The following is a 23,470-nucleotide window of genomic DNA, read 5'->3' on the forward strand; positions in this document are numbered from 1 at the left end:
GTCCGCGCGGGTCTGGGGGGGGGGGAGAGGGGAAAAAGAGACAGGCCCGTGTCCGTTTGCTCGACCTGACCCCGAATTGCTGGCTGCAAGGGAGGTGCGATGAGGCGCTCGTTTGCGGCTTGGCTGTTCCTTGCGCCGGCATTGGTGTTGCTGGCGGTGTTTGCGTTCTGGCCGGTGCTGTTTGGGTCGGTGCTGGCTTTCACCGATTTCTCGCTGGTGCGGCCTACGCATTGGGTGGGGCTGGATAATTTCCGCTATATCTTCAACAACGAGATGTTCGTCACCGGCCTGAAAAACTCGCTGGTGTTCTTGCTGATCGTCCCTTGCGTGCAACTGGGCGCGATCGCGCTGGCGGTGATGGTGAATAACCGGCTTCCGGGCATCCGCTTGTTCCGGGCTGCTTATTATGTGCCGGTGGTGACGACCGTTTCCGTGGTCGGCATCATGTGGGGATTCATGTTCCATGAGCAGGGTGCGCTGAATGCCATCCTCGGCACGCGCGTCGGCTGGCTGCAGGATGATACTTTCGCGCTCGCGGCCATCATGTTCGTCACGCTGTGGCGGGGGCTTGGCTGGTATATGGTGATGTACCTGGCCGCGCTGCAATCTGTGCCGCAGGAGATGCAGGAAGCGGCCATCCTCGATGGCGCGAATCGCTGGCAGCGCTTCTGGCACATCACTGTGCCGATGCTGCGCCCTACCATCATGGTCTGCACCATCCTGTCCGTGCTGGGCGCGCTGAAAGCCTACCAGGAGGTGGACGTGCTGACGCAAGGCGGGCCGATGAACTCCACCTTCACCGCTTTGTATTACGCCTACGACCAGGGCTTGAAGCACCTGAAGCTGCCGCGCGCCCTGGCCGCCAGCTTCATCGTTTCCCTCGTCTGCATCGGCATCGCCCTGCTTTGCCTGCGTCATCTGAAGCCGAAGCACCGATGAAAAAGACCGCACATTACCTGCTGCTGGCCGCCATCGCGCTGCTGTGCATCTTTCCATTCTGGTGGACGCTGGTGACTGCGCTCTCCACCGAAGGCAGTATCTTCGGCAATGCGCCTTCGTTCTGGCCGCAGCAGCCGTCACTGGAGAACTTCGCGGAAGTGTTCCGTGTGATCCCGATCTGGTCCTTCCTGAAAAACTCAGTCCTGATCACTGTCTTTACCGTGCTGTGGAAGCTGGTGATGTGCTCTATGGCCGCCTATCCGCTCGCACGGTTGCATTTCAAAGGCAGGAAGCTGGTGTTCGGCCTGATCGTCACGACAATGGTGCTGCCGTCGGAGGTGAATTTCCTCGTCAACTTCATTACGGTGACGGAGCTGGGCCTGGTGGATACTTATTCCGGCGTGATCCTGCCGAATATCGTGAACGCGGTCGCGATCCTGCTGCTGAAGCAAGCCTTTGAAGAAGTCCCGCAAGACCTGGTCGATGCCGCGCGCGTGGATGGCGCGTCTGAATGGGTCATCTTCACGAAAATCATGCTGCCGCTGATTGCGCCCTGGCTGGCGACGGTCGGCATTCTCACCGCCGTCGAAGCATGGAACGAATACATCTGGCCTTCGATCGTCATGAGCAAGCCTGACCAGTTTCCGCTCTCGGTCGGCGTGCTTTATCTACGGGGCACCTTTGGCAGCAGCACGCGCGTGATCGCGGCTGGCACCATCATCACCATTGTGCCGACCCTGGCGGCATTCCTTTTCACCCAACGTTACTTCATGCGCGGCATGGACGGAGCAGTTAAATGAGCACACAAGAACTACGACAAATTGCGGGACAACTGATCATGATCCGCTTTCCCGGCACTGTGCTGGACGAAGCCACGGCCGATTTCATCCGCACCAACGGCATCCGCGGCGTGTGTCTTTTCCGCGGCAATATGACCGACTCCGTGCAGTTGGCCAAGCTGACGGCCGATTTGCGCGACGTCATGGGCCCTAACGCCTTGATCGCCATCGACCAGGAAGGCGGCGCCGTGGTGCGTTCCACCTGGGTGCCTGCGCCGCCAGCCGCCATGGGCCTGGGCGCAGCCGACGATACCGACCTGGCCTACCGCACCGGCGCCGCCGTGGCGCGTGCCGCCAAATCGCTCGGCTTCAACTGGAACTTCGCGCCGGTGCTGGACTTGAACAACAACCCGAACAACCCGGTCATCGCCGAGCGTTCCTTCGGCGCCGAGCCAAATCGCGCAGTGGAACTGGCGATGGCCTGGATGGCCGGCAGCCATGCCGAGGGCGTGGCCTGCTGCGTCAAGCATTTCCCCGGCCACGGCGACACCCACGTCGATTCGCATCGCGACCTGCCGACCGTCGACAAGGCGTTGCCGGAGCTGGATGTCCTGGAACTGGCGCCCTTCCGCGCCGCCGCACCTGTGGCGCCGGCCATGATGACGGCCCATATCGTCTACCCTGCCATTGACCCTGACAATCCGGCTACCATGTCGCCTGCGATCCTGGATGGCATCCTGCGCAAGCAGTGGAATTACAAAGGCATCATCATCACCGACGGCATGGACATGCACGCCATCGCCGGCCGCTATGGCGTGGGCAACGCCGCCGTGCGCGCCCTGCTGGCCGGCGCCGACATGGTGATGGCCCTCGGCACACCCGAAACCCAAAACGAAACGCTGGACGCCATTACCGCATCCCTGGCCGACGGCTCGCTGTCGCAAGCGGCTGTAGATGAACGCCTGGCCCGCCTCAACGCGCTGGCGCAAGCCTACCCATGCCAGCAGCGCTCCTACAAGGAAGATGCCGCCGACCGCGTCATCATGGCCGAAGGCTGGCGCCGCGCCCTGACCGCACGCGGCAATCCCCAGCGCCCAGCACCGGGCAGCAAGCTGCGCCTCATCGTGCGTCAGGACGTGGTGAGCGACGGCGTATCCGAAGCTGGCGTGCCGGCAGCCTCCGTCGCCGCCTCGCTGGGCAAGCTGTTCGACGTGGAGCTGGTCACCTTTGCCGACGCCAATACCTTCGACTGGTCGGCGCTGCCGCAGGACGGCCGCTTTACGGTACTGGCCTCCACCTCGCGCCTGCGTTACGGCGACAACGCCCGCAACAACTGGACGCCGGACCTGCACCTGGCCCTGTGGAACCCTTACCAGGCGCTCGACATCCAGTCGCCCGCCCTCATGACCTATGGCTTCGCCGCGCCAGCGCTGGAAGCCGTCAACGCCTGGCTGTCAGGCGAACTGGAAGCCACCGGCCGCTGCCCGGTACCCGGCTTTGCTTGAAGCATAAGGAGACAAGATGGACGCCGCACGCCATAACCCGTTGAAGTGGATCCCCACGCTGTACCTGGCACAGGGCCTGCCCTACTTCGCAATCGCCCTGGTCTTCGGTCAGATGATGAAGAGCATGGGTATGCAAAACGCCGAAATCACGCACTGGCTGGCCTTCCTCGGCGGCGCCTGGATTTTCAAGCCACTGTGGAGTCCCTTCCTGGAACTGGCGCCGAGCAAGAAACTGGTGGTGGTGAGCCTGCAGCTGCTTGGCGGCGTATGCCTTGGCCTGGTCGCTTTGGCGCTGCACTTCCCGTTCTGGCTCAGCGCCAGCATCGGCGTGCTGTTCCTGGTGTCGATCGCCTCGGCCACGCACGATATTTCTTGCGACGGCCTGTATATCGCCAGCCTGACCAAGAAAGAGCAGGCGGTGTATGCCGGCTGGACCGGCACCTTCTTTAACGCCGGGCGCTTCCTGGCGCAAGGCGGCTTGCTGATGCTGGCCGGCTACCTGGAGAAGACGCAGGGAGTCACCTCCGCCTGGACCGTCATCTTCGGCATCCTCGGCCTGACCATGTGCGCGCTGGGCGCCTACAACTTCTGGGCGCTGCCGCTTAGCCCCAATGCACGCTTAGAGGACCACACCGTTGCCGGTGTCGCGCTCACGCTGAAAGAAGTGATCATCGACTACTTCCGCAAGCCGGGCATCTGGATCTCGATCATCTTCATTATCCTGTTCCGCGCCGGTGAGGCGCAGGTGCAGACCATCGGCCCGCTATTCCTGCGCGACGTGCGAGAAGCCGGCGGCCTGGGACTGAGCACGGCCGAAGTAGGCGCCGTGTATGGCACCAGCGGCACCATCGCCTTCATCATCGGCTCCATTGCCGGCGGCTACTTCACTTCCTGGCTGTCGCTGCGCCGCGCGATCCTGTTCCTGATCCTGGCGATGAACCTGCCCAACGCGGTGTTCTACTTCCTGTCCCATTCCCTGCCGACCGACCTGACCACCATCGGCGTTGCGCTGAGCGTGGAAATGTTCGGCTACGGCTTCGGCTTCGTGGGCGTGATCCTGTACATGATGCAGGTGGTCGCACCCGGCAAGTACACCACTGCACACTACGCCTTCTCCACCGGCGTGATGCAGCTTGGCTTTGTGCTGTTCCGCTGGATCAGCGGCGATATTCAGACCGCCCTGGGCTACAAAAACTTCTTCGTCTGGGTGCTGCTGGCGGCGATCCCTGTCGCCATCCTGTCCCAGTTCATTCCGATGGAGTCGCGCGAGAAGAGCGAAGCCGACGCCGTGCCCGAGGCGGCCTGACAGATGGCCTCTGTTTCGCTGCGCAATATCGCCAAGCGTTACGGCGACAATGCCCCGGTCATCCGCGGTATCGACCTTGATATCGCGGATGGCGAATTCACCGTCTTCGTCGGTCCTTCAGGCTGCGGAAAGTCGACGCTATTGCGCATGATCGCAGGGCTGGAAGAGATCAGCAGCGGCGAGCTGCATATCGGGGGCAAACTAGCCAATAGCGTGCCGCCGGCCCAGCGCGGGCTGGCCATGGTGTTCCAGTCATATGCGCTGTACCCGCATATGACGGTGTACGAGAACATGGCCTTCGGCCTTAAGCTGGCCGGCACGCCTACGGCCGAACTGCACGCAGCAGTCGAACGCGCGGCCGCCACGCTGCAAATCGGCCACCTGCTCGAACGCAAACCGAAAGAACTGTCCGGCGGCCAGCGCCAGCGCGTCGCCATCGGCCGCGCCATTGTGCGCAAGCCGCAGCTCTTCCTGTTCGATGAGCCACTGTCCAACCTGGACGCCGGCCTGCGCGTGCAGATGCGGCTGGAAATCGGCCGCCTGCACAAGGAACTGGGCACCACTACCATCTACGTAACGCACGACCAGGTGGAAGCAATGACGCTGGGCCAGCGCATCGTGGTCTTCAACGGCGGCAAGATAGAGCAAGCGGGCACACCGCAGCAGCTGTATAACGCCCCAGCCAATATATTCGTGGCGGGCTTCCTCGGCGCGCCGCGCATGAACTTCATACCCGCCGAAGTGATTGCGCTGGGCGCCACCCATGTAGCGGTGCTGCTGCCCGGCGGCGCCATCGTGGAAGTAGCCGCCCTGCCGGGCGAAGTCGAACGAGGAACGCGCGTGACGCTGGGCGTACGACCGGAACACTTGCAATTGCGCGAAGAAGCTTACAATGCGGCAACTGTCGCGGTCAGTCACGTAGAATATCTTGGCGACCAGTCAATTGTGTACGCCAACCTGCCCGGCATGGCGGAATCATTGGCGGTGAAACTGGCGCCTGATGCCCCGCCGCCGGCGCCAGAAACGCAGGCCGCTCTATTCCTGCCCCCCGAACGTTGCATGCTGTTCGATGCAGAAGGCTGCGCGTTCGGTCGTCCGTGAGATTTCGTTACAATTACCCCCTTCAGAAAAACGGTCCCGTGACGAAATTATGGGAAAATAGACGTTTGCCTCAACCAAAAGAAGGATCACATACCATGACCCAATTCCGTTTCGCACGTATCGGCCTGCTGCTGGCAGCCATCGGCCTGGGTGCCGTTCCGGCCCTGGTGCAGACCGCACACGCGCAAGACAAGAAAGCCGAAGCGCAACCTGAGACCGTGCGCAAGGAAATGGCCAAGCTGCTGGACGGTAAAGTTATCGGTCCACTGCTGGAAGCCAAGAAATTCGGCGAAGCTTCGGCACTGCTGGACCAGGCAGACGCCCTGCCGAACAAATCCCCTTACGAACAGTATTTCATTAACCGCATGCGCCTGGCGATTGCCTTGGGCATGGACGACAAGCCAAAGCTGATCGCGATGCTGGAAACGGTAATTGCCTCCGGCCGCCTGGAGAAAGACGAAAAAGCCAAGTTCACGCAAGCGCTGGCTGGCTATTACCAGGAGGCGAAGAACTGGCCTAAGACCATCGAAAACCTGCAGAAGTATGGCGAGATGACCGGCGACCCTAAAGCGCAGCGCCAGATCATGGCGATCCGCTTCGAATCGGGCGATTACAAAGGCGTTCAGACCGACCTGCTGAAAAAGCTGGAAGACGGCATCAAGAACAACCAGCCGATGACCCGCGAAGAGCTGCATATGCTGGCCGACGCGTCGCACCGCCTGAAAGACAAGAACAACTATCTGGTTGCCCTGGAAGGCCTGGTACGCTGGCATCCACGTGACCGCTACTGGTCGGACATGCTGTACCGCACCCGCGGCAAAGAAAACTACAACATCCGCTTCTCGTCCGACATCGTGCGCCTGCAGAAGGTCGCGACCACCAAGATGGAAGAGCAGGACTATATCGAGCTGGCAGAAGTCGACCAGCTGGAAGGCCAGTTCATCGAAGGCAAAGCAGTGCTGGACGCCGGCATCGCGAACGGTGCTGTAACCCAGAACGCCAAGGTCAAGAAGCTGAAGTCCGAACTGGATAAACAAGCTGCCGACGACATGAAGAACATCGCTTCCAGCGAATCTTCGGCACGTAAGGCCAAGAACGGCACCGGCCTGGTTAACCTGGGCTACGCCTTCGTGACCATGGGCCAGTACGATAAGGGCCTGGGCCTGATCCAGGAAGGTATCGCGAAGGGCGGCCTGAAAAACGCCGACGACGCCAAGCTGCGCCTGGGCTACTCCTACGCTATGGCCGGCAAGAAGGAAGAAGCGATCAAGATCCTGGAAACCGTGCAAGGCGCCGATGGCCGTGCCGACCTGGCTCGCTACTGGATCCTGTGGATCAACCGTCCATACCCAGCGACCGCTGGCGACGACGACAAGAAGGGTTAATCCTGCAGTCCCTGGCTTAGGGACGGCAAAAAAGGCGGGAATGGCTTTCGGGCCTTCCCGCCTTTTTTACGCCTGCTTTACCACGGTGACGGGCCATTCAATTGAATCACTCTTGCAGCCAGCGATTTTCTAGGCTGTAATGTTGGTTTGCCCCGGTTACCGAAAGTGCATCACGCCATGCCAGACTGCCAGCCAGCGGACAGGTTTCACCAAAGCTTCCGCGAGCCACTACTGCAATTCGACGTCTATCAGGAGAATTTCTGCGCCCAGCTTGAGACTTTCGAGCATGTGCGCGAACGCTTGGCACAGGCGCCGGAACTGGTCGCGCAGATTCCCCTGTTTAACCTGATGCACGCCACGCAGCGCCTTGCGACGGATGCCTGCAACCATCTGGCCAACTGCTACAGCGGCGGCCATGACATCGGCGAACTGCAGGCGTTTTACGAACAGGCGGTCGAATACTGGGAGACTTACGCCCACTACAACCAGGCATACAACGAAAGCGGCAAGCGCGATACTCCGTGGGCCCACATTGCGCTCGCGGGACCGGATTACCGCTTCGCGCTGGCCATGGTTTGCTTCGGCATCCTGCTCGGCAAACAGCATTTGGTGCCTCGGCTTGTGCCCCTGATCGACTACTGCAACGAAAAGCGCGACGCACTGCTCGAACGCCTGCTCGATCACTGCATTGGCGGACGCGATCCGGCAGCCACCATTTGCCGCCGCAACCTGCCCTATTCCAATGCGCTGCCGGTGTTTGCCGCCACTCCTTCTGAACGCCCCGCCTTGATGGCGAACTATCTTGCCGCGTGGTACCAGGCCAGCCGCCGAGAAGACTATTTCGACCGCCACACCTCGGGCTACCAGTTCGTCGGCTATTGGTCATGGGAGGCCGCCGCCATCACGCAAGTGCTGGGCATCGACGATGCGAGCTATCGCGAACTGCCCTACTATCCGAAGGACATGGCCGACTTCGCGCAGCAGGCTAATGCCTGCAAGCTGGCGGCGTATGTGGCTCCTACCGCACGATTCCCCAGTGACTTGTGTTTTGCAAGGATAGCGATTCAATTGAATCACTCTTGCCTCTAGAGAATTTCTAAGCTGTAATGGCGGTCCGTATGGTTATCGAAAACACAATGACATGCTGGATCGCCTCACCCAAGATACGCGCCTGCTGCGACTGACCACGCCGCAAGGCGCAGCGCAGTTACTGGTCGAATGCGTGCGCGGCGAAGAGGCAATCGGCAAACCCTCCGCCTTCGACATTTCGACCCTTTCCACCGACGCCTCGATTCCGCTCAAATCCCTGCTTGGCCAGCCCGCATTGCTGGAACTGGTGACTGCTGGCGGGCCAGCGGCGCTGCGCCCTTTTCACGGCCACATCACGGCGATTGAACTGAGCGCCTCCAACGGCGGCCTGGCGCGATATGCTTTGCGGCTCGAACCATGGACGGCCTTCCTCGCGCATAACCGCGACAGCCGCATCTTCCAGGACATGTCGGTGTGCGACATCCTCGACGCGGTGTTGGGCAGCTGGCAGGGCCAGGGCAAGCTGGTGCCCGAATGGCGCTTCGAACTTGCCGACCGCACGATCTATCCAAAACGCAGCCTGTGCACCCAATACCAGGAAAGCGACTGGGCCTTCGCCGAACGCCTGATGGCGGAGGAAGGCCTTTTCTACTATTACGAACACCGCAGCGATGGCCACGTACTGGTGATCGCCGACCACAATGGCGCCTTCAAGCCGAATGCGCAGGCAATGGTGCGCTTCACCCAGCCCGGCGCCGTCATGCGCGAAGACAGCATGGACCGCTGGCGCATGCAGGCCAGCCTGCTCACCGGAGAAGTCGCGCTGCAAAGCTGGGACTACCGCACGCTCGACCGGCGCGCAGCCAACGCCGGCGGCGCCGGCGACGAAGGCATTTCACTGGCCGCGCGCGATGTAGCCGGCGCATATGCCTACAGCAGCCGCGACCACGGACAACGCCTGGCCGAACGCCGCCTGCAGGCGCTCGACGTCGCCCGCGCCAATGTGACCGGCGCCGGCACCGTGCGCACCATGGCGCCGGCAACGCGCTTCGCCCTGCTTGGCGAACCGGTGACGGGCGATAGCGGCGACTTCATCGCGGTGCGCGTGCTGCACCTGATGCATAACAACCTGGCCGCGCAAATGCGCTCGAATATCCAGCGGGAGCTGGGTCACGCCGCGTTACAGCTGCTGAACGATGCCGACCTGGCAGAAAGCCGCCACGCAGTCGGCAAGGCCATCGCCGAGCGCCCGCTGTACCGCAACCGCATCGACGCCATCGAAGCCGCCCTGCCCTACCGCAGCGCCGCGCCCTGGAAGCGTCCTACCGTGCAGGGGCAGCAGACCGCCATCGTCGTGGGGCCATCGGGCTCGCCCATCCACACCGACCGCGACCACCGCGTCAAAGTGCAGTTCCACTGGCAGCGCGGCGACAATAGCCATAGCCGCCTGGCCCCATCGCTGCAAGCTGGCGACAGCGGCGCGCCCGCCGACGACAGCGCAGGCACCTGGGTGCGCGTCGCCACGCCGCTGGCGCCAATTGCCGGCGCCAACTGGGGCAGCAACACCTTGCCGCGCGTGGGCCAGGAAGTGCTGATCGATTTCCTCGAAGGCGATATCGACCGGCCCGTGATCATCGGCGCCTTGTACAACGGTGAAGGCCAGGCCGACGCCCAGCACAATATGGTTGGCATCGGCACTGGCGCCGCAACCGGGAATGCACCTGCATGGTTCCCCGGCGAATCCGGCGGTCACGCCCACCCTGCTGCGCTGTCCGGGCTGAAAAGCCAAGCCATGCAAAGCAGCCAGTCCGGCGCTGGCGCATACAGCCAGCTGGTGTTCGACGACACGCCCGGCCAAGCCCGCGTGGCCCTCCAGCGCCACGCCAAGCCGCACCAGGGCACGGCGGAACTGAACATGGGCCACCTGCGCCACCAGAGCGACAACCAGCGCCTGCATCCCGTCGGCTTTGGCGCAGAGCTGAAGACCGAGCACGCCCTCGCCGTACGCGCTGGTGATGGCCTCCTGATTTCCTCCCATACAGCGCGTGGTGCACGCGGCAACCTGCTCGATTCCCGTCCTGCGCAAAGCCAGGTAGCTACCAACCAGCAGCGCCAGCAAGCACTCGCAGAGCAGGCAAAGACGCATAAAGCCGACCTTCCGAATGAGAAGGAATCGGACAAGCTGCCCGCGATCCAGGGCATGCAGCGCACCGCCGAAACGCTCGACGCCAGTATCAATGGCGTCGATGCCTACAACGCTCCCCTTTTGCAAGTGGACAGCCCTTCCGGCATTGCGGCGGCCACGCCAGCCAATGCCATCCTGACCTCCGATGCCAGCAGCTCCATCACCGTCGGTCACGCGATCAATTTTGCAGCGCAAGCCAACTTGCTGCATTCCGCCGTCGGCGGCATTAGTCTTTTCACCTACGGCAAAGACGGCGGCATGCACCTGCATGCCGCCTGCGGAAAAGTCAGCAGCCAAAGCCAGGAAGCCGCGACAACACTGACCGCCGACAAGGCCGTCGCTTTCGCCAGCATAAACGCTGAAGTGAACATCGCCGCCAAACAACACGTGCTGCTTACGTCCCAGGGCGCCGCCATCCGCCTCGAAGGCGGAAATATCACACTGAACGCGCCGGGCAAGGTCGACTTCAAGGCAAGCAAGAAAGAGCTCTCCGGCCCAGCCAGCGGTGAAGCCAGCTTGCCCGCCCTGCCAAAGCCTGGCCAGGCAAAAAATGACATTGACCTGCTGTTCCACTACGAAGACCTGGACGCGGTACCCGGCGCTCCGTACAAAGTGCGCTTCGCCGATGGCACGATACGCGAAGGCACATTGGATAAGCAGGGCCAGGCGCGATTGCTCAGCGTACCGTACGGCGAATACACCGTCGAATTCGGCGAAGACCCGCGCGAATGGGAAGCGCCGCCGCTTCCGCCCGGCGAACACAAAGACCCGCAAGTGCGCGAGCAAGGCAGGCTCGCGGTCGAACAAGCGCGCCTCGAATATGAAAGGAAGCAAGCGTGAGCATTATCGACGACTGCGTCCAGTTCCTTGAAGACCTGATCCTGGGCGACTTCAACGAAGAACAAATGGTGTCGGCGCAAGTGATCGGCGGCCTCATTTCGCTGATTCCCGTGGTCGACCAGGTGATGGACGTACGCGATGTCAGCGGCAGCCTGTATCGCATCAACAAGGCAGGTGGCATGGCCAAGGCCACGCTGGACCAAAAGGTCGGCCTGGGCTTCGCAGCTTTCGGCGTCATTCCGGAAGTAGGCAGCGCCTTCAAGACCGTCTTCAAGCCGCTGTACAAGGAACGCAAGGCGCTCAAAGGCACGTTTAATGGCGGCGTCGCCATGATCGAACGCATGCTGGGCGCCAAAAAAGGCGGCGCCGTCAAATGGGTACGCACGCTGGACTGGGCCGGCAATACGCAAGCTGCCATCACCCAGGCGAACCTCGCACTCGAAAGCAGCATCCAGCTGCTCGAATACATCGCCATCGGCCACTGGTGGTGCCCCGACCACCTCGAACAACTCGCTCGCGACGTCGCGCCATCGATGAAATCCATGCGCGGCAAGTTCGCCGGCCCGATCAACGAAGCTTCCAAGGAAATCAGGAAGTTCCTGGAAGAGATGCTGGGCGAACACGCCGCCGCTGTCGCGATGGCAGTCGCCCAAAACGCCGCAGCTACGCCGCGCGCCGCACATGGCGGTCACACGCAAAGCCATGCCGTCACGCCATCGGCGTCACGCGGTCGCCATCATGAATCCGTATCTGAAAAACCGCGCACGCAAGCGAAGGTTACAGCTTCGAAGACAGCAACCGTCACCCAAAGGTTGGCTTACGAAGGCTATAAGGCGCTTAACTTCGCGGTCAAAGGCCTGATGGGCGAACACATAGTCGACCACTACGTCATCGAAAAAAAACACTGGGGTCTCGATTGGAACGGCCACGATATGGTTGGTAGCACCAAAAGAGGCAAAAAGCCTGGCTGGCAAGGCGAGCCTAAGAAGATCAATGACAACGAAACACCGCTCTACCTGTGCACACCGAGCGCACACGTGCTCACAAGCGGCATCGACTCAGCTTGGCTGACCAATCGCGCCAAACCACAACAATTCGCGATCGTCGAAGCGAAAGCCAATATGAATCCAGCCGTCGACTTATTGCAATTGCTCGGCGAGGCCAACGATGCAAATGCTGGTGGAAGAAGGCAACAACGTGGCCGTAAACGAGCAGGTGCTCAACAAACCGAGTCCGTAAAATCCGAAAAGGTCCTTCAGATGAGCACAGCATGGGTCGATTTCCGAATTAACCGTGATATGCGGCTTTGGAAAGCTCGAATGAATGACAATTACACACGCCACGTCTTTCTCGTCACGCCAATCCAAGCGGCCGACCATACAATTGCGATGTCGAAAATCCTGGAGGAAGGCTTGGTAAACAACCCTTCTGCCGCGCAGCGCTTCGCGAAAGATCACGCAGAACATGACGTCCAGCGTGAATTCTCGGCCGCAGACATTGATGCGGCTGACGCAAGATATCGGGAGCAAGGAAAGCCCAAGAAAAACATCCCAAACAAGAAGTCTACGAAATGATCACAAACGAATTCAATGAACGGCGCCGTCAGACATTCCTCGACGAGCAAAGTTATGAAAACACCCTTAAATGGTTTGACAACGACGAATTGATCCTACGAGAAAAACTCGAAGATCAAACAAATCGGCCTCGCGCCAAGAGCGTGACATTAAGTATGTTGGCCTATCAGCTGTGGAATACGTTCCAAATGCGCTACACGGCAGGAGACAGTGTAGAAACCCTAGCGTCAAGCTTGACTCAAGTGGTTGAAGCCTTCGAGCGCTACGTTGAGGCATGCGACGAGGTCCCAGAGTCTGATTATTATTCGCCGTTCGTTTTGGACGACATGATCGACACTTACGTCGACTATCTGAACCTACTTTCCGCCGCGATCTTGCTGCACCGCGAGGATCTTATCCCACGCATCGCGGCGTTCAACGAAGGTACTCCGTATGAGAAGTCAGATGCAGTTATTGAAGATCTGTTGAGCTTTTATCTAAATGGACGCCCTACCTTAGACAGTTGGTTTTGGAAGGCATATACGCCACTACTAAACGCGATAGATGGCGATACCTCGAGCGACAGACAGAAAGGTATGGCCAAATATGTAAAGGGTTGGTACAAGTCGATGAAAGGTATTGCCCATTTCTGGGGTAAGCACGAGCAAATTAAACCTGAATTCTCGCCATATGACGGCTATTGGGCAATGTGTGCAGCTGCCTTCAGTTACCTATACGACATTGACGATAGCAAGTACCGCGACGAAATGGTCTACCCAAAAGATATGATCGACTACGCGCGCAGCAAGCCCCGCCAGCCGGTTAAGCTTCTGGACGGCAGTCAGATTCTTCGCGTACTTGGTGGTCAGTCATGCCCTGTAGAAGGTCAGTGGTTCAGTCCAGCGAAGCCAGACAGCGCTCGGCACTTCAAAAAAGGCAATCTGATGCCGGTCTTCGAGTCCGAATACGGACTTACGGTTTGGCAGATGCAATCCTAAAACATGAACAACTTCATGCAGCGGCGCCGCCAACCTTTTCTTGACGAGCAAAGCTATAAAAATACGCTTGAACACTTCGCCGGTAGCTACGATATCCTAAGCGCGAAGATTGTCGAACAAGCAGAGAACCCCCGCGACAAAGCGGCATTGCTAAATGCATGGGCCGAGCAGTTGTGGTGCACTTTTCAGCTACGATTTACAGCTGGCGATAACCTTGAAGACCTTGCGCTATATTTGAGCCAAGTCGTCGAAGCCTACGAGCGCTTCGTGGAAGAGCTTAATGGCGTTCCTGAAAGCGAATATCGCCCCCCTTTCATCCTCGATTACGCGATAGACATCTACGTTGACTTCCTTAACTTACTGTCCGCGGCGGTTCTGCTACATCGTGAGGACTTGATCTCTCGAATATGTGCACTCAATGAAAATACCGCCTACGACAAGTCAGATGCCGTGATTGAAGAGCTATTGGGCTTTTACTTACCTGACCGCCCGACACTCGATGGATGGTATTGGAAGGAGTACACGCCATTGCTAGACGCAATTGATCAGGACTCACCCACCGACCGTGCTAAGTCGATGGGAAAGCTCGTCAAAGGCTGGTATAAGTCGATGAAGGGAGTTGCCCACTTTTGGGGTAAGCACGAGCAGATCGAGTCTGACTTCTCTCCTTACTATGGTTATTGGGCGATGTGTGCAGCAGCATTTACGTACCTGTACGATATCGACGACCGTTCATATCGCGACGAGTTGGTCTATCCGAAAGATATGGTCGACTACGCGCGTAGCTTGCCGCGTAAGGCGGTCAGGCTGGAGGGCGGCGGGAAGTAAGTATCCTGCCGCCCTCGGTCAAAACGGATCAAGCCCCTGACGCGGCTTTCTCTAACTTGCTGCGGTTGTACACGCGGCATTCGTTTTTCTTCCAGCGACCTTCGCAAACCCGGATGCGGCAAAGGGCTGCATCCTGTTTTTCCTGCTTCTTGCATTGCTCGAGCGCTTTAGGCAGCGACTGACGGGCGTTCGCGGAAGTGTCGAATTTGGCGTGGGCGACCAGTGCCGCCAGCAGTTCAACGTCGGTGTCCTGCTCCGGTGCTGCGGCTGCAATCGCCTTGTCTGGGACCCTGGACGACTTTTCCTTGACCGGTTTGCGGACCGGCTTTGCAGGCGCGGGTTTGGCTGCGGGCGGCACGCCGCTTTCCAGCATCTGCGCCAGCGATTCTTTCGGTTTGGCTTCGAGTGGTGGCGGTGCTTCGTCGATGATGGCGGCAGCCGTCGGCGCTGCATCGGGGACTTGCGCAACAGCGGGGACGGTGACAGGCGCGGGCGCTGCCGGCGCGGGCGTCGCTGCGGACACGGGCGCGGCTGCCGCAAGTGCGGCGGGTGGCTCGGCCTGGCCATCGCCGAATTGCACGACCGCGAATGCGGCGGCGATGGCCATCAAACTAAAACCACCAACCAGCCACAGATGCTTGCGGCGCGGCGCGTTCTCCTCCGCTTGCGGCAGTACCGCAGCGAGGACAGGTTGAGTCTCCAGAGCATTTTGCTGCTCGGTCGAAAGCAGGCTCGGGCGGCCTGCCGGCTTTCGGGTTTCATTGCTTTGTGACAAGGTATTGCTCCTGATTAAGGTTGTCAATACTTTACTTTATCTCTGGAAAAAGGCGCGCACTATTCAGCGGAATCCCTTTAACAGAGGGGCGCACGATTGAAATCCAAGCGAACGCGGCTTATCAGAAGTTCAAGATATACTTTCCCGCAATAATTTATTGCTAAGGCGATACACGCCTTTCGTGTTATCAATTTAGTAATTTCAATTCCTGAGGTCAACGTGGTTTTCGTCGCTGTCGTGCTGTATTTCCTGCTGGCTTGCGCATTGAGCTGGATGGTGCTGTTCCCATCCGGACGGGCGTATGTCGCACGCCGCATGGAGCTGGCCGGCACGCGCTGGCAGCGCCGCGTGCAGCACATCGCACGCCGCAGCGGCGCGCAGGCTGGCGCGCTGGGATCGGAATCGGCGATGGCGATGCGCCAGGGCGGCAACTTCCTGCGCGAACATCTTTGGGCTGCTGTGGCGGCCCTGCTCATCATGCTTTTACCGGCGGTGGTGGCCTGGATGGCGAGCAGCCGCACCATGGTTGGCGGCTTCGATGCGCCAACGCGCGAAGCGAACCAGCAGGTGGCGGAACTGCTGCATGGTGAGCAGCTGGTGCCGCCGCCTCCCCTGCCGCCGATGCTGTTCATGACGCCGGAGGTGGAAATCGTGCGTCCTGGCCTGGTATCTGCGAGCCGCGATTGGAGCCTGCTTGAAAAAGAATATTCGCAGCGGCTGCTGCAAGCCTTCCGCATCATGAAGGAGCGCCATGGTTACGACATGGCGCTGCTGGAGGGCTATCGCAGCCCTGAACGCCAGGATGCGCTGGCCGCACAGGGCAGCAACGTCACCAATGCGAAGGCCTTCCAGAGCTGGCACCAGTATGGCCTTGCCGCCGATTGCGCTTTCCTGCGTGACGGGAAGCTGGTGATCTCGGAGCGCGACCCCTGGGCCATGCGCGGCTACCAGTTGTTTGGCGAAGTGGCGGAGAGCCTGGGCCTGACCTGGGGCGGCCGCTGGAAGATGATGGATTTCGGCCACACCGAGTTGCGTGTGGACGGCGTGAGAAAGAAATAGGAGTACGAAATGCCTGGAGCACTGATCCTGTTGGGCGATAAGACATCACATAAAGGCACCGTGCTGGAAGCTTCGCAAATGAGCGATAGCGGCGGCAAGCCGATTGCACGCATGGGCGACAAGGTGTCCTGCCCTATTCATGGCGATACCACCATCAGCAGCGGCGACCAGACCATGATCGTCGACGGCAAGCCTGTGGCGCGCCATGGGGACAAGACCGCCTGCGGCGCGACCCTGATCGCGAGCCAGCAGAATTCCATGGACGCGGTGTGAGGCGGGCATGCAGAACTGGTTGAAACGCAGCTTGCTGGTGATTGGCGTATTTGGTTTATGCTGGATCGGCGCGGTGTGGTACTGGCGCAGCACAACGCGCATGCCCGATACGGGCGATTTGGCGCTGGCCATGCTGGTCACTCCCCTGACGCTTGTCGCCGGCTATTGGTTGGCGAAGAAGACTTTCGGCGGTAGCGTCGAATCGGCGCCTGCAAGTGCGCCATCAGCTCCCTCCGTGCCTGCGGCCGATTCGCAAGATGCCCCAGCGACCAATGCGCAGGCGGCACCGTGGCTGCCCTTCCGCGTCGTTGGCGCCGCACTGCGCATGGCGCACGGGGATTCGCCGGCCGAACTGGCGGCGGCCTTTGCCGAAGGCCAGGCGCGGCTTGACCTCGACCCCGAACTGACAGATGTGCAGGGCTTCCCCCTGCTCGCTGGCCGCGTGCCTGAAGTCGACCTGGCGCCGCTCGAAGAATGGCTGTCTTCCCAGCAGCCAGCGCCAAGCACGTCGGCCGCGCAGCATCTGCGCGCCATAGCGATGGGCGGCGAAATCACGGGCCAGCTGGCCGCGCTTGCATCGGATTCCGGCAGCGATGGCTTGCTGCAGTTGCTGCCGCTGATACCCGCCGATTGGCCGCAATCCACGCAGGACATGGCCGCGCGCTGGCTGGCGCACTGCGCAATCGTTGAAGGCTGGCCGCAAGAGCGCCTCAAACTGCGGCTTGCGACGCCGGCGACACCGCTTGCGGGGCTGCGGGCCTTGTCTACGCAGGCCTCAGGGCCAGCGGCTGCGGTACCGCTTCTCAGCGCAGTAATCGCTTTCGATTCCAGCATCGATGCAGATGCAGTGGAAAACCTCGCCATCAACGGCAAGCTGTATGGCCCTCGCAATCCAAACGGACGCATGCCTGCGGAAGGTGCGGCGGGCATCCTGCTGCAGCCGCCCGGCCAGCCCGGCGACGGGCTTCACCTGCTCGCGCTCGAAGCCAAGGATTCCGCGACGCTCAACGAGCTCGGGCTAGAGGCCCTGGCGCAGGCGCATGGTGCGCCGCCTGCGTATGTTGCCGCCGACACCGATCACCGCGCGGCATGCATGTCGGACCTGATGCAATGCGTCGAAGCGTCCGCGCCGGCGCTGGACACCAACACTTCGCTGGCCTGCATCGGCGCGGCCTGCGGCCACACCGGCGCTGTCGGCGCCCTGGCCGCGATTGCGCTGGCCAATGAACAAGCCACGGACAGCGGCGGCTTCGCGCTCGCCCTGTCGAACACTGAACCAACCCAACGTTTCGCACTGCTGGTCGGCCCTCTCCCGGCCCCGGCCAGCAAAGCGCCATCCCTTAGCTAACCTTGCAAGAGTAGAAAAATGATGCAAAGAATCCGGGACATCCTGACTTCGCGCACCGCCTTCCTGATTTATGGATGGACTGCCTTCGCGGCATTCCTGCTGCTGGCGGCAGCGCTGCTGGAATTGCCTTACACCCTGGCGTTCGCCGTACTAGGCGGGGCGTTGCTCCTTGGCATAATGGTCTGGTCGTGGCGGCGCTACCGCGCGCGCCGCGCCGCCCGCCAGCTGGGCGGCATGCTGGAACAGCAGGCCGTTGCGCCGGCCAAGGCTGATACCGCGCCGCGCCACGAAACCGAAGCGCTGCGCAAGCGCATGCTTGATGCAATCCAGACCATCAAGACGTCCAAGCTCGGACTGCGCTCCGGCAGCGCAGCGCTGTATGAGCTGCCCTGGTACATGATCATCGGTAATCCGGCCGCAGGTAAAAGCACGGCGATCGCCAATTCCGGCCTGCAATTCCCGCTGGCCGGCAGCCGCATCGTGCAGGGCGTGGGCGGTACCCGTAACTGCGACTGGTTCTTCACCACCGACGGCATCCTGCTCGATACCGCGGGCCGCTACGCAGTCAACGACGAAGACCGCGCCGAATGGTTCGGCTTCCTCGGACTGCTCAAGAAATACCGAAAGAAGGCGCCGATCAACGGCATCATCATCGCCGTCAGCATCGCCGAACTGACCGGCAAGCGCCCGGAGTTCGCCATTGAACTCGCCAAGAACCTGCGCCAGCGCGTACAGGAGCTGACGGAAAAACTGGAAGTGCATGCGCCGGTCTATATAGTCTTCACCAAGGCGGACCTGATCAACGGCTTCACCGAATTCTTCCACGATTGCGAAATCGGTGAGCGAGACCGCGTGTGGGGCGCTACCCTGCCCTACCGCAAGAACCAGCAGAACGAAGACCTGCTGCAGCAGTTCGACGCCCGCTTTGAAGAGCTGTACGACGGCCTGAAGGAAATGAGCCTGGCCAATATGGCCCTGCAATGGCGCGAGCGCCTGCCGTCCGGCGTGTTCACCTTCCCGCTCGAATTCAATTCGGTGAAGGCGCCGCTGCGTACCTTCATCGCGACCCTGTTCGAGGAAAACCCGTTCCAGTTCAAGCCTGTGTTCCGCGGCTTCTACTTCACCAGCGCGCTGCAGGAAGGTGAAGGCGTTTCGGCTACGTCGCACCGCGTGGCGCAGCGTTTCGATTTGAGCCTGCAACGACAGGAACATCACGACAGCGAGCAGCAGCATGGCTACTTCCTGCTCAAGCTGTTCCGCAACGTGATCTTCGCAGACAAGAACCTGGTGGCGCAATACGCCAGCCCGGCCAAGACACGCATGCGCTATGCGGCCTTCTTCGGCGCGGTAGCGCTGAGCGGCCTGTTGCTGGGTGGCTGGAGCTGGTCCTATATGGGTAACCGCCAGCTGGTGGCCAATGTGCAGGCCGACCTGGATAAGGCGGTCAAGCTGCAGAAACAGCGCCCCGACCTGGCGGCGCGAATCGAAGCGCTGGAAATCATGCAGGACCGTATCGAACAGCTGGCGCGCTTCCGCGACGACCGCCCACTGTCGGTCAGCCTGGGCCTGTACCAGGGCGGCCTGCTGGAACGTAAGCTGCGCGAGGAATATTTCGCCGGCGTGCGCGAAGTCATGCTGAAGCCTGTCGGGCAATCGCTGGAGTCCTTCCTCGGCGAAGTGAATGCCAATGCGGACCGTCTGCAACCACTGGTGCGCAATGCTCCCGCAGCCGCCGCCGGGGCGACGTCCGCTCCTGCCGTTGCACAGGCTGCGGCGCCGCAGCAGTTCAAGGATGCTTCGCCGGAAAACGTCGAAGACGCGTACAACGCCCTGAAGGCTTACCTGATGCTGGGCGATAAATCGCGCGCCGAAGCGAGCCACCTGAACGACCAGCTGACGCGCTTCTGGCGCGTTTGGCTGGAATCGAACCGTGGCAGCATGCCGCGCGAACAGATGATCCGCAGCGCCGAACGCCTGATCGGCTTCTACCTTTCCGAAATCAACGATCCATCCTGGCCGCAGATCGAGAACCGCCTGGCCCTGGTGGACCAGTCGCGCAATACCCTGCGCGGCGTGGTGCGCGGCATGCCGGCGCGCGAACGCGTATATGCCGACGTCAAGGCCCGCGCAGCGACGCGCTTCCCGGCCATGACAGTGGCGCGCATCGTCGGTGAACAGGACCGCGAACTGGTCCTGGGCAGCTATTCGATTTCCGGCGCCTTTACCCGCGCCGCGTGGGAAGGCTATGTGCGCGACGCATTCAAGGAAGCCGCCAACCGCGAACTGCAAAGCGCCGACTGGGTGCTGAAAACCGCCACCCGCGACGACCTGACGCTGGAAGGCAGCCCCGAACAGATCCAGAAAGCCCTGGTGGACGCCTACAAGAACGACTACGCCAAGGAATGGCAGAAATTCATGCAGGGCGTGGCTATCAAGGACCTGGAAGGCTTTGAATCGGCCGCTGCGGCCATGAACCGCCTGGGCGACCCGCAATCCTCGCCAATCTCCAAGCTGGTGAACACCGTCTACCAGGAAACCTCGTGGGACAACCCTTCCCTGCTGGATTCCGGCCTGCAGCGCGCCCAGCGCAGCGTCGGCGACTGGTTCCGCGAAATGATCTTGCGCCAGAAACCATCGCAAGTGAACGTCAACCTGCCGACCAGCACCACGCCGGGCGCCCCGCTGCCGCTGGGCCCTGTCGGCCGCGAGTTCTCCGGCGTTGCACAACTGGTGGTCGCCAAGGACAAGGACGCCTCGCTGATGCGCGGCTATATGGATAGCATGGGCAAGCTGCGCGCACGCTTCAACCAGATCCGCAACCAGGGCGATCCCGGCCCCGGAGCCAAGCAGCTGATGCAGCAAACGCTGGATGGCAGCGGATCCGAACTGGCGGACGCCCTGCGCTACGTGGACGAGCAAATGCTGGTCGGCATGAACGACCAGCAGAAGCAAGCGATCCGTCCGTTGCTGGTGCGTCCATTGATGCAAACCTTCGCCGTCATCGTGCAGCCGACCGAGACCGAAATCAACAAGGTGTGGGCCGCGCAGGTGCTGGAGCCATTCCGCAAGGACCTGCAAGCCAAGTATCCGTTCGCAGCCGATTCGCGCGTCGAGGCAAGCAATGCCGAAATCGGCCTGGTCTTCGGCCCGGATGGCGCCGTGGCGAAATTCTTCAACACCACCATCGGCCCGTTGGTCGTACGCCGCGGCGACGCATTGAGCGCCAAGACCTGGGCCAATATGGGCATTACCCTGACGCCTGCGGTGGCCAACGCATTCCCTGGCTGGATCGCCCCGCTCAGCGCCAACGGCGTTGCCAACCAGGCCGCCAGCAGCGAAGAAGCACAGACCCGCTTCGAACTGCAAACCGTGGCCGTCACCGGCGTCAGCGAGTACACCATCGAGATCGATGGCCAGTCCGTGCGCTGGAAAGGCCAGCAGCAGCCGTGGGTGCCGATGGTTTGGCCTAACCCGCAAGGCGTGCCTGGTTCGCGCATCACCGCCTTCACGCCGGACGGCAAGAAGGTTGTGGTGCTGGAAGAACTCGGCCACTTCGGCCTGAAGAAAATGATCGACGCCGCAGACCGCAAGCGCCGTCCAGATGGCAGCTTTGAGTTGAACTGGACCGCCGGCGGCGTGACCGTCGCTGCAAACCTGCGCCTGCTGCCTTCCGCTCCGGCAGCTCCTGCCGCAGCGCCGGTACAGGCCAGCCAGGGCTTCCGCAAGCTGCGCCTGCCGGACACCGTGGTCGGTGAGCCAGCCGCCGTGTCGGCAGCTGCGACACCTGCCATCGCCGCTGCGGGAGGTGCGCAATGATCCGCCCTGCCACTTCCAGCGCGGCCATCGGCTACTTTGGGAAGATCCCGAGCCGCGCCGACTTCGTGAAAGGCGGCAGCGACCCGAAAGTGCTGCAGGTACTGGACGACTGGCTGGCGCGCTCTATGGACATGTTGAGCACCGACGTACGCTGGAAGCTGACGTATGACGCCGTGCAGCCGCTGCATTTCGCCCTGTTCGGGCCGCGCCGCCGCGCCGCCATCGCCGGCCATATTTCGGCCAGTAGCGACCAGTCCAGCCGCCGCTTCCCCTTCCTGATGGCGGGTAGCGTTGATGTCGACGAGCCTTCGGCGTTTGCCGCCAACAGTCCGCTGGTGCTGACCCGCTTGTGGAATCGGCTGGAAAACCTAAGCGGCGGCGTGCTCGGCGCGGAGGATGCTGCCGCACCGCTGCAGGCCCTGAACGGCAATACAGTGGAACTGGACTTGCGCGCCACCGCCTACGACGCCGCCTTCGCCGACTTCCTGGAACTGCAAACGATAGGCGGGCTGGATGCCATGCTGTCGCAAGCCGGCTTTACGGGCAGCGTGCGGCAGGTGTTGCTCGCCTTGGGCATGCTGCTGCAGCCGGTCATGGCCAGCAGTTCGAGCCGATTGGAGAAAAGCCTGGTGCTGCCCTTGCCGACCGACCCGATGTACCGCTACCTGGTGGCGGCGTTCTGGATGCATGTGGTCACGCCGTTCCTGGCGCGCGCCGACTTCGAACTATCGCTGTTCGTGACGCGGCTGGAAGAGAAACCCGTGCTGGTACTGGGTTTCAGCGGCGCTTCGCCACAGACCCTGCTGGGCATCATGGACCCGCGCGTCGGCGAAGACCACCACATCAGCTTTGACCATCTCGATTGGGTCGAAGACCAGGTCAACGAGGACTACGCGATTCAAAAGGTATCCGCTTACCTCGACCAGCCCGGCCTTTCCCTGAAATCTGCGCGCGACTCGCTGCGCACTTCCTTTATTGGAAACTGATATGCGTTACCTCCCCCTCCTCCTGCTTTGCGCCGCCAGCTCGGTGCACGCGCAAATGCCAGGACAGATCGTCGCCAGCGGCACCGTGGCCGACGAGGCAAGCAAGACCGCCGTCCTGTCCAAGCTGCGCGAAATCTACGGCGCCGACAAGGTACTGGACCAGATCACCATCGGCCAGGTCACCACGCCGGCCAACTGGAGCAGCAATGTGCAAAAGCTGATCACGCCGGAGCTGAAACAGGTCAGCAAAGGCACGCTCAAGATCGACGGCACCTCCGTCAGCGTGCGCGGTGAAGTCGCCAACGAGGCGACCCGCCAGCGTATCGCCAGCGATTTCGCGACCAGCCTGAATCCAACTTACACGGTCAACAACGGCCTGCGCGTGTCGGCCGCCGACCAGGGCGTGCTGGACCGTACCCTGGCCAACCGCATCGTCGAATTCGAAAGCGGCCAGGCGGTGCTGACACCTACCGGCAAGGCCATCCTGGATGAAATGAGCGCCGCCATGCTGAAGCTGAAGGGCCAGAAGTTTGAAGTGATCGGCCACACCGATAACGTCGGTCTGCGCGCCAGCAACCAGAACCTGTCACAGGCGCGCGCCGAAGCTGTGCGCAACTACCTGTCCGGCAAGGGCATTCCCGTCGAGACCCTGGTGGCATCGGGCCAGGGTCCGGACCGTCCGATCGCCAGCAACGACACGGTGGAAGGACGCGCGCGCAACCGCCGTATTGAATTCCGCATGGCGCAATAAACGAGGAGAACACG

Annotated in this window: 18 protein-coding genes; 17 read left to right on the top strand and 1 reads right to left on the bottom strand. The window is 61.3% G+C overall.

Going from position 1 to position 23,470, the window contains the following annotated elements:
- Positions 1 to 99 precede the first annotated feature (99 nt).
- From AC1RTP_RS13045 to AC1RTP_RS13095, 11 genes are all read left to right on the top strand, one after another.
- Positions 100 to 939: a carbohydrate ABC transporter permease gene (locus AC1RTP_RS13045; protein WP_498608058.1), complete on the top strand. Its 840-nt coding sequence runs from the start codon at positions 100 to 102 to the stop codon at positions 937 to 939.
- Complete coding sequence (locus AC1RTP_RS13050; RefSeq protein WP_498608059.1) at positions 936 to 1,739, top strand: carbohydrate ABC transporter permease; 804 nt, start codon at positions 936 to 938, stop codon at positions 1,737 to 1,739. The genes AC1RTP_RS13045 and AC1RTP_RS13050 overlap by 4 nt, the downstream gene beginning before the upstream one ends.
- On the top strand, positions 1,736 to 3,223 hold the full coding sequence (locus tag AC1RTP_RS13055) for a glycoside hydrolase family 3 protein (RefSeq protein WP_498608060.1): 1,488 nt from the start codon (positions 1,736 to 1,738) through the stop codon (positions 3,221 to 3,223). Before AC1RTP_RS13050 ends, AC1RTP_RS13055 begins: the two co-directional genes overlap by 4 nt.
- Before the next feature lie 16 nt (positions 3,224 to 3,239).
- On the top strand, positions 3,240 to 4,529 hold the full coding sequence (locus AC1RTP_RS13060; protein WP_498608061.1) for an MFS transporter: 1,290 nt from the start codon (positions 3,240 to 3,242) through the stop codon (positions 4,527 to 4,529).
- Between the two features lie 3 nt (positions 4,530 to 4,532).
- Positions 4,533 to 5,630 (top strand): ABC transporter ATP-binding protein, encoded by a 1,098-nt coding sequence (locus AC1RTP_RS13065; protein WP_498608062.1) that lies wholly within the window; start codon positions 4,533 to 4,535, stop codon positions 5,628 to 5,630.
- A 95-nt stretch (positions 5,631 to 5,725) separates the two neighbouring features.
- Positions 5,726 to 7,015 carry a tetratricopeptide repeat protein gene (locus AC1RTP_RS13070; RefSeq protein ID WP_498608063.1) on the top strand — a complete coding sequence of 430 codons (1,290 nt, stop codon included), beginning with the start codon at positions 5,726 to 5,728 and terminating at the stop codon, positions 7,013 to 7,015.
- A 177-nt stretch (positions 7,016 to 7,192) separates the two neighbouring features.
- Positions 7,193 to 8,104, top strand: coding sequence for a PoNe immunity protein domain-containing protein (locus AC1RTP_RS13075; protein WP_498608064.1), 912 nt, complete (start codon positions 7,193 to 7,195; stop codon positions 8,102 to 8,104).
- 52 nt (positions 8,105 to 8,156) lie between these two features.
- On the top strand, positions 8,157 to 11,069 hold the full coding sequence (locus AC1RTP_RS13080) for a type VI secretion system Vgr family protein (RefSeq protein ID WP_498608065.1): 2,913 nt from the start codon (positions 8,157 to 8,159) through the stop codon (positions 11,067 to 11,069).
- Positions 11,066 to 12,643 carry a hypothetical protein gene (locus AC1RTP_RS13085; protein WP_498608066.1) on the top strand — a complete coding sequence of 526 codons (1,578 nt, stop codon included), beginning with the start codon at positions 11,066 to 11,068 and terminating at the stop codon, positions 12,641 to 12,643. Before AC1RTP_RS13080 ends, AC1RTP_RS13085 begins: the two co-directional genes overlap by 4 nt.
- Positions 12,640 to 13,620 (top strand): PoNe immunity protein domain-containing protein, encoded by a 981-nt coding sequence (locus AC1RTP_RS13090; protein WP_498608067.1) that lies wholly within the window; start codon positions 12,640 to 12,642, stop codon positions 13,618 to 13,620. The genes AC1RTP_RS13085 and AC1RTP_RS13090 overlap by 4 nt, the downstream gene beginning before the upstream one ends.
- A 3-nt stretch (positions 13,621 to 13,623) precedes the next feature.
- Positions 13,624 to 14,448 (top strand): PoNe immunity protein domain-containing protein, encoded by an 825-nt coding sequence (locus AC1RTP_RS13095; RefSeq protein ID WP_498608068.1) that lies wholly within the window; start codon positions 13,624 to 13,626, stop codon positions 14,446 to 14,448.
- 28 nt (positions 14,449 to 14,476) lie between these two features.
- Here AC1RTP_RS13095 and AC1RTP_RS13100 read toward each other — a convergent pair whose 3' ends face one another.
- Entirely contained in the window at positions 14,477 to 15,223 is a 747-nt protein-coding gene (locus AC1RTP_RS13100; RefSeq protein WP_498608069.1) for a hypothetical protein, read from the bottom strand.
- Positions 15,224 to 15,442: 219 nt separating this feature from the next.
- On the opposite strand from AC1RTP_RS13100, the gene AC1RTP_RS13105 reads away from it, so the two are divergent.
- From AC1RTP_RS13105 to AC1RTP_RS13130, 6 genes are read left to right on the top strand one after another with little or no spacing between them, the layout of a single operon-like run.
- Entirely contained in the window at positions 15,443 to 16,282 is an 840-nt protein-coding gene (locus AC1RTP_RS13105) for a M15 family metallopeptidase (protein ID WP_498608070.1), read from the top strand.
- Between the two features lie 9 nt (positions 16,283 to 16,291).
- Positions 16,292 to 16,555 carry a PAAR domain-containing protein gene (locus AC1RTP_RS13110; protein ID WP_498608071.1) on the top strand — a complete coding sequence of 88 codons (264 nt, stop codon included), beginning with the start codon at positions 16,292 to 16,294 and terminating at the stop codon, positions 16,553 to 16,555.
- A 7-nt stretch (positions 16,556 to 16,562) separates the two neighbouring features.
- Positions 16,563 to 17,903, top strand: a complete 1,341-nt coding sequence (locus AC1RTP_RS13115; protein WP_498608072.1) for a hypothetical protein — start codon at positions 16,563 to 16,565, stop codon at positions 17,901 to 17,903.
- A gap of 21 nt (positions 17,904 to 17,924) precedes the next feature.
- The gene (gene tssM, locus AC1RTP_RS13120; RefSeq protein WP_498608372.1) at positions 17,925 to 21,719 is read left to right on the top strand and encodes a type VI secretion system membrane subunit TssM; all 3,795 of its coding nucleotides are present in this window, start codon (positions 17,925 to 17,927) and stop codon (positions 21,717 to 21,719) included.
- Positions 21,716 to 22,705 (top strand): type VI secretion system-associated protein TagF, encoded by a 990-nt coding sequence (gene tagF / locus AC1RTP_RS13125; protein WP_498608073.1) that lies wholly within the window; start codon positions 21,716 to 21,718, stop codon positions 22,703 to 22,705. Before tssM ends, tagF begins: the two co-directional genes overlap by 4 nt.
- A gap of 1 nt (position 22,706) precedes the next feature.
- Positions 22,707 to 23,456 (top strand): OmpA family protein, encoded by a 750-nt coding sequence (locus tag AC1RTP_RS13130; protein ID WP_498608074.1) that lies wholly within the window; start codon positions 22,707 to 22,709, stop codon positions 23,454 to 23,456.
- Positions 23,457 to 23,470 lie beyond the last annotated feature (14 nt).

This window comes from Pseudoduganella sp. GW821-FHT11H04, assembly GCF_058807935.1.

Coding starts and splice junctions, on each gene's coding strand:
- AC1RTP_RS13045 (WP_498608058.1), top strand. CDS start 100: ATGAGGCGCTCGTTTGCGGCTTGGCTGTTCCTTGCGCCGGCATTGGTG.
- AC1RTP_RS13055 (WP_498608060.1), top strand. CDS start 1,736: ATGAGCACACAAGAACTACGACAAATTGCGGGACAACTGATCATGATC.
- AC1RTP_RS13080 (WP_498608065.1), top strand. CDS start 8,157: ATGCTGGATCGCCTCACCCAAGATACGCGCCTGCTGCGACTGACCACG.
- AC1RTP_RS13050 (WP_498608059.1), top strand. CDS start 936: ATGAAAAAGACCGCACATTACCTGCTGCTGGCCGCCATCGCGCTGCTG.
- AC1RTP_RS13115 (WP_498608072.1), top strand. CDS start 16,563: ATGCAGAACTGGTTGAAACGCAGCTTGCTGGTGATTGGCGTATTTGGT.
- tssM (WP_498608372.1), top strand. CDS start 17,925: ATGCAAAGAATCCGGGACATCCTGACTTCGCGCACCGCCTTCCTGATT.
- tagF (WP_498608073.1), top strand. CDS start 21,716: ATGATCCGCCCTGCCACTTCCAGCGCGGCCATCGGCTACTTTGGGAAG.
- AC1RTP_RS13090 (WP_498608067.1), top strand. CDS start 12,640: ATGATCACAAACGAATTCAATGAACGGCGCCGTCAGACATTCCTCGAC.
- AC1RTP_RS13065 (WP_498608062.1), top strand. CDS start 4,533: ATGGCCTCTGTTTCGCTGCGCAATATCGCCAAGCGTTACGGCGACAAT.
- AC1RTP_RS13070 (WP_498608063.1), top strand. CDS start 5,726: ATGACCCAATTCCGTTTCGCACGTATCGGCCTGCTGCTGGCAGCCATC.
- AC1RTP_RS13110 (WP_498608071.1), top strand. CDS start 16,292: ATGCCTGGAGCACTGATCCTGTTGGGCGATAAGACATCACATAAAGGC.
- AC1RTP_RS13130 (WP_498608074.1), top strand. CDS start 22,707: ATGCGTTACCTCCCCCTCCTCCTGCTTTGCGCCGCCAGCTCGGTGCAC.
- AC1RTP_RS13095 (WP_498608068.1), top strand. CDS start 13,624: ATGAACAACTTCATGCAGCGGCGCCGCCAACCTTTTCTTGACGAGCAA.
- AC1RTP_RS13075 (WP_498608064.1), top strand. CDS start 7,193: ATGCCAGACTGCCAGCCAGCGGACAGGTTTCACCAAAGCTTCCGCGAG.
- AC1RTP_RS13060 (WP_498608061.1), top strand. CDS start 3,240: ATGGACGCCGCACGCCATAACCCGTTGAAGTGGATCCCCACGCTGTAC.